The sequence below is a fragment of the Flavicella sp. genome, from assembly GCF_037132785.1.
Classification (GTDB): domain Bacteria; phylum Bacteroidota; class Bacteroidia; order Flavobacteriales; family Flavobacteriaceae; genus Flavicella.
This window is the reverse complement of record NZ_JBAHZZ010000195.1, coordinates 1-5058: the sequence shown is the minus strand read 5'-3', so window position 1 is coordinate 5058 and position 5058 is coordinate 1. Positions and strand designations below refer to the sequence as shown.

The following is a 5058-nucleotide window of genomic DNA, read 5'->3' as shown; positions in this document are numbered from 1 at the left end:
TAAAATTAAACCTTCAAAGACATTTGAATTTATAGATAATGGGGTTTGCCAATTGACCACTACGTTTGTTAAACTTGAACAATGATAAAAAGCCAATTCACCTATACTAGTAACAGAATCAGGAATACTGATACTCGTTAAACTTGAACATTCATAAAAAGTATAACTTCCTATACTGGTTAGAGAATCAGGAATATTGATGCTCGTTAAGCTTGAACAATAATAAAAAGCAGAGTCTCCTATACTGGTTAGGGAATCAGGAATATTGATGCTCGTTAAACTTGAGCAGCCTCTAAAAGTATCATCTCCTATACTGGTTAGGGAATCAGAAATACTGATACTCGTTAAACTTGAACAATCATAAAAAGCAGAGTCTCCTATACTGGTTACGGAATCAGAAATATTGATGCTCGTTAAGCTTGAACAATTATAAAAAGTATAATCTCCTATACTAGTAATAGTAACGGAATCAGGAATACTGATGCTCGTTAAGTTTGAACAAGAAGAAAAAGCAGAGTCTCCTATACTAGTAACGGAATCAGGAATATTGATACTCGTTAAGTTTGAACAAGAAGAAAAAGCAGAGTCTCCTATACTGGTAACAGAATCAGGAATACTGATGCTCGTTAAACTTGAACAATAAGAAAAAGCATAGTTTCCTATACTGGTTACGGAATCAGGTATATTGATACTCGTTAAACTTGAACAATCATAAAAAGCCCATACATCTATACTAGTAATTGTATAAATTATGTCTTCAATGTTTACCGTTTCTGGAATTATTAATGCGCCTGCTGGACAAGTATTATATTTTACTGATACGTATTTATTTTCTGAATCTATAACGGTATAGCTTAAGGTTCCATCAGTAAAAGTTTGTGCTTGACCATATTTAAAACATAAACATAGTAGGATTAATAGGTATTTTTTTTTCATAGTTTCATTTATTAAATAATACAAATAGACAGATTTATTACAGATTATTTTAGAGTAGAAAGTACTAATTTGAATTTACCGTATTTATACGGTATGAAATAAGACGGCTGCAAGGTAAACGACAAAAACAAACAGCCAAATGAGTTCGATAAAACACTGACAGTAAATTGATTGGTTTGTTTTTTTTGTTTAATTTAAAAAACCACAAAAACACCCTGTTTTTCAAATAGCATTTGCGATTGATGCACAAGAAAAATAAAAGCTACATTTTTTAGTCAAATAAATATTCTCATTGATAGGAATCGAATTTCAAAAACAATAGACAAGGACTATTCCAGAGGTAAAAGTACCGTTGGTAAGCCTTCCTATGATGGTTTGTTGCTTTTTAAAATGTGTCTTTTACAGAGTTGGTATTGTTTATAAGGGAAAATGAACTAAGAAAGAGGTTCATAACTAACATAAACAATGAAAAAAACCATAAATTTTAGATTGAAAAAGTCAAAATTGAAATCTAATATTGATGAGAGTATTATGCAACGATCTTAAATTAATAAAGTGACGAAAAAAAGGGGATCCTATATTTATACGGTATGGCGTTTTTATGGAAGTAGGTGTATTTCATGGCCTATAGCATAAACAACTAATCCTACCGTGTTTTTAGCGCCAACTTTTTCGAGGATTCTTTGTCTATGACTCTCTATGGTGCGTTTACTAAGAAATAATTGATCTGCAATTTCTTGGTTCGTATGCTCTAAACAAATTAATTTTAGAACTTCAATTTCTCTCCCAGACAATTCTTCATTAATGCTTAATGTTATTTTTTTAAAACGGCTATTCATGTATTGCATTAGCTTTTCTTGATCAGCCTGTGTAAAATAGATACCAGAATTATTAACTGACTCAATGGCTGTAGTAAGTAACTTTTTATTGGCGTTTTTAGGAATAAATGCAGAAACGCCTAACTTAATCATATGTCCAAATACATTGTTTTTGTAATATGAAGAGAGTATAATGATTTTTAAATCTGGATATTTACCTTTTAAAGATTCAACCAAATTAAATCCATTCATGGGTTTCATTTGAATATCTACTAAAGCGATGTCTGGAAAAACTGCCTCTGAACTTTCTTCAAGTACAGCAAGAAATTCTAAACCACTGTTCGCAGTTTGGACAACAGTTATATGTTCCAAATTTGAAAATATAAGGGAGAGACCTTCAACGAACAAAGCCTCGTCATCTACTAATGCGATTTTAATAATTTTACTCATTGCGTTGGGAATTTCATAATTAATCGTGAACCCTTGTGTTTTTCACTTTTCCATTTGCTATAGCCGTTAATCGATTGAATTCTAGTGTCAATATTTTTAAGACCCATCCCTTTTTGGATTAAGTCGTTTGAAAAGCCTATACCATTATCGGACAAAATAATAGCAAGCGAGGTGTCCGAATCCCGAATATGAACAAGCATTTTGGTTGCTTTGGCATGTTTAATCACATTACTTAAAAACTCTTGTATGATACGATAGATTTTAACCTCATACGAAACGGCTCTTTTATGGTAATTATGATTTAATATTAATTGAATGGAAAGGGATTCATTAACCGTTGAAATTAAAGATTCAATCTCAAGAATTAAACCAAACTTTTCCAAATTCACAGGATATAACGAATGAGATATTGCTCTTGTAGCTTCAATTAGTTCTGGAATTTGTTGGGCAATTATTTCTTTAGACCGTTTATTATTCCATGTATCTTCATTATTTATCCAAAGAGAGAGAATATTCAATTTATTCCCCACATCATCATGCAGTATTTCTGCTATCCGTTTTCGTTCGTTTTCTTGAACTATGGTGTATTGTAATGAAACTTCTTTTTGGTGTTCTAATTCAAGTTGGTGTTGTAGAAATTTCTCATTTAGTATCTTTTGTATGAAGGTTCTATATGCTACAAAAGAAAACAGTATGACTATAGATAGGACGATAATCATAATAATTACATATTTGATATCAATTTCCATTTCTTTAATTTATAAAAAGTGTAAATGTAGCTACCATATAAGATGGAAGATAGTATATTGTTCATTGTCCAAATTACAATATTGTTTTTAGTAAGTTGGTCCATTAATAAAAATAAAAATAATGATACGGCATAATATATAAATAAGGTTGCATAAACTATTAGAAAAGGGGTGTTAACTTTTATTTCTTTTAGGTTTTTAAGTAAGAGATATGCAGCCATACAGATGATGGTTAAATGAGAAAATATTTTACCAATACCTGGAGTGAAAAAATTATTATTAAACCATAAAAATGAGGCTTCTAAAAACAAAACAATACTAATAAGACCAAACCCCAGTAGCCATTTTTTAGATGATTGTAAAGAAGAAAAAAATATCTGTGATAAAACAAAAAACTCACCAGCTATGTAAAATGGATAAATGAAGCTAGTGTTTTGATTGTTAAATCCATAAATAAATATTTTAATTATTAATTCTATAAATAACATAAACCCTAAGTAGGAGATATGCCATTTTATTTCTTTTTGAACCCATAATTTTTTATTACTTACACCGAACGTAAAGGCAGTGATTAACAAGAAATTAGACATGATTAATGAATAATAATAATAAGTCATTATTAGTTAAGTGAAAAGGAGAAATTTTTTGGCGTCTTTACAAACAGGAGGACAGGGTTGCGAATAATCGTTAGTGTTTGTACTAGATCTAGTTTGAATGATTTTTGTACGAATAATTTCTGCATTACCAGTTTCATCAGCTATCGTTACAAAAATTAATATAGGTATTTGCGTTTGATAAATAGAAGAATATTTAAATCCAAATAAGGCAATTATTTCACCTTGTTTTTCATCTTCTCTAGCTAAATCAGCAAAAGGCACAGTAAAAGCTCTAAATATGTTTTGGCCTTTAGACTCTTCGCATTCATAAAAAAACCAGTCTAAGCATTCATTTTTCCATTTTTCTATGTCATTTACAGAAGTTCGTTCTATAATAGTAGGCTCGTTGTAAATTGCCAAATCTACTTCTTTCCAGTGTTTAGTGATTTCTAAATTTTTGGATAGTGTTGTTTTTAAAACGGTGGTTACCACATCTGTTTCAATTAATGTGATTTCGTCTTTTAAATCTGTCAAGTTTGTTGTTAGGTATGCATTAAGATTAATTTCTATTCCGTTCTTGTTTAAAGGAACAATAATTAGAATAAGTTGATCAATGTGTACACCCGCGTAAATATGGAAATTACTATTTTTATTGTTTTCCTTTATCCAGTCACAATCGTCCTGTGTTAAAGTAAATACAGCAGTAGGGTCAATTATTTTTTTGATCTTTGAAAAGTTAGTTCTAGTTTCTTTCCATATATTAATTGCTTGAATGCATTTTTCTTTTGAAAGCATAGTTTTATATTGATTGTTTCTGAATGAGGTGAGTATATTTTTTTTCGTTAATTTAGTACTTGAATTCAAGGTGTTTACCTGTAATAGTTTACAACGGATTCGCAAAAGCTTAGTTTGGGCTTTGGAGATTGACATCAATTATTGGAGTTTCAAATTTCATTTCATTAGTTTACGTATATACTTCATTGTGAAATTTACTTTGAGTACCTAATACAACACTGTTATATCTGATTCAAGAAGTTTTTTTATTTTCGACTGGTCGGTAATAGTTATATCTATAAAACATATCAAAAACAGTACCAACTGTAGGGTGTAGAAGTATAGCTTTTTAAAACAAAAAAAGAAATTAACATACATTTAAATTTATAGCTAATGGTATTTGCCAATTTACCATTACACTTATTAAACTTGAACAGCTTCTAAAAGCATAGTCTCCTATACTAGTTACGGAATCAGGAATATTGATACTCGTTAAACTTGAACAAAAAGAAAAAGCATCATCTCCTATACTGGTTACGGAATCAGGAATATTGATGCTCGTTAAACTTGAACAATATAAAAAAGCACTTTCATTTATACTAGTAATTGTATAAATTATGTCTTCAATGTTTACCGTTTCTGGAATTATTAATGCGCCTGTTGGACAAGAATTATATTTTTCTACTGATACGTATTTATTTTCTGAATCTATAACGATATAGCTTAAGGTTCCGT

The 5058-nt window shown here is 29.9% G+C and carries 6 protein-coding genes; all 6 read right to left on the bottom strand.

Features of this window, described 5'->3' with window-relative positions; genetic code table 11:
* Positions 1–936, bottom strand: a 936-nt coding sequence (locus V5787_RS12335) for a leucine-rich repeat domain-containing protein (protein ID WP_336893507.1), incomplete at its 3' end; no start/stop codon positions are given.
* 599 nt (positions 937–1535) lie between these two features.
* On the bottom strand, positions 1536–2204 hold the full coding sequence (locus tag V5787_RS12330) for a response regulator transcription factor (RefSeq protein WP_336893506.1): 669 nt from the start codon (positions 2202–2204) through the stop codon (positions 1536–1538).
* Entirely contained in the window at positions 2201–2953 is a 753-nt protein-coding gene (locus V5787_RS12325; RefSeq protein ID WP_336893505.1) for an ATP-binding protein, read from the bottom strand. Before V5787_RS12325 ends, V5787_RS12330 begins: the two co-directional genes overlap by 4 nt.
* Positions 2929–3441 carry a hypothetical protein gene (locus V5787_RS12320; protein ID WP_336893504.1) on the bottom strand — a complete coding sequence of 171 codons (513 nt, stop codon included), beginning with the start codon at positions 3439–3441 and terminating at the stop codon, positions 2929–2931. The genes V5787_RS12325 and V5787_RS12320 overlap by 25 nt, the downstream gene beginning before the upstream one ends.
* 135 nt (positions 3442–3576) lie before the next feature.
* On the bottom strand, positions 3577–4344 hold the full coding sequence (locus V5787_RS12315; protein ID WP_336893503.1) for a hypothetical protein: 768 nt from the start codon (positions 4342–4344) through the stop codon (positions 3577–3579).
* Positions 4345–4690: 346 nt separating this feature from the next.
* The coding region (locus V5787_RS12310) for a leucine-rich repeat domain-containing protein (RefSeq protein WP_336893502.1) at positions 4691–5058 on the bottom strand (368 nt) is incomplete at its 5' end.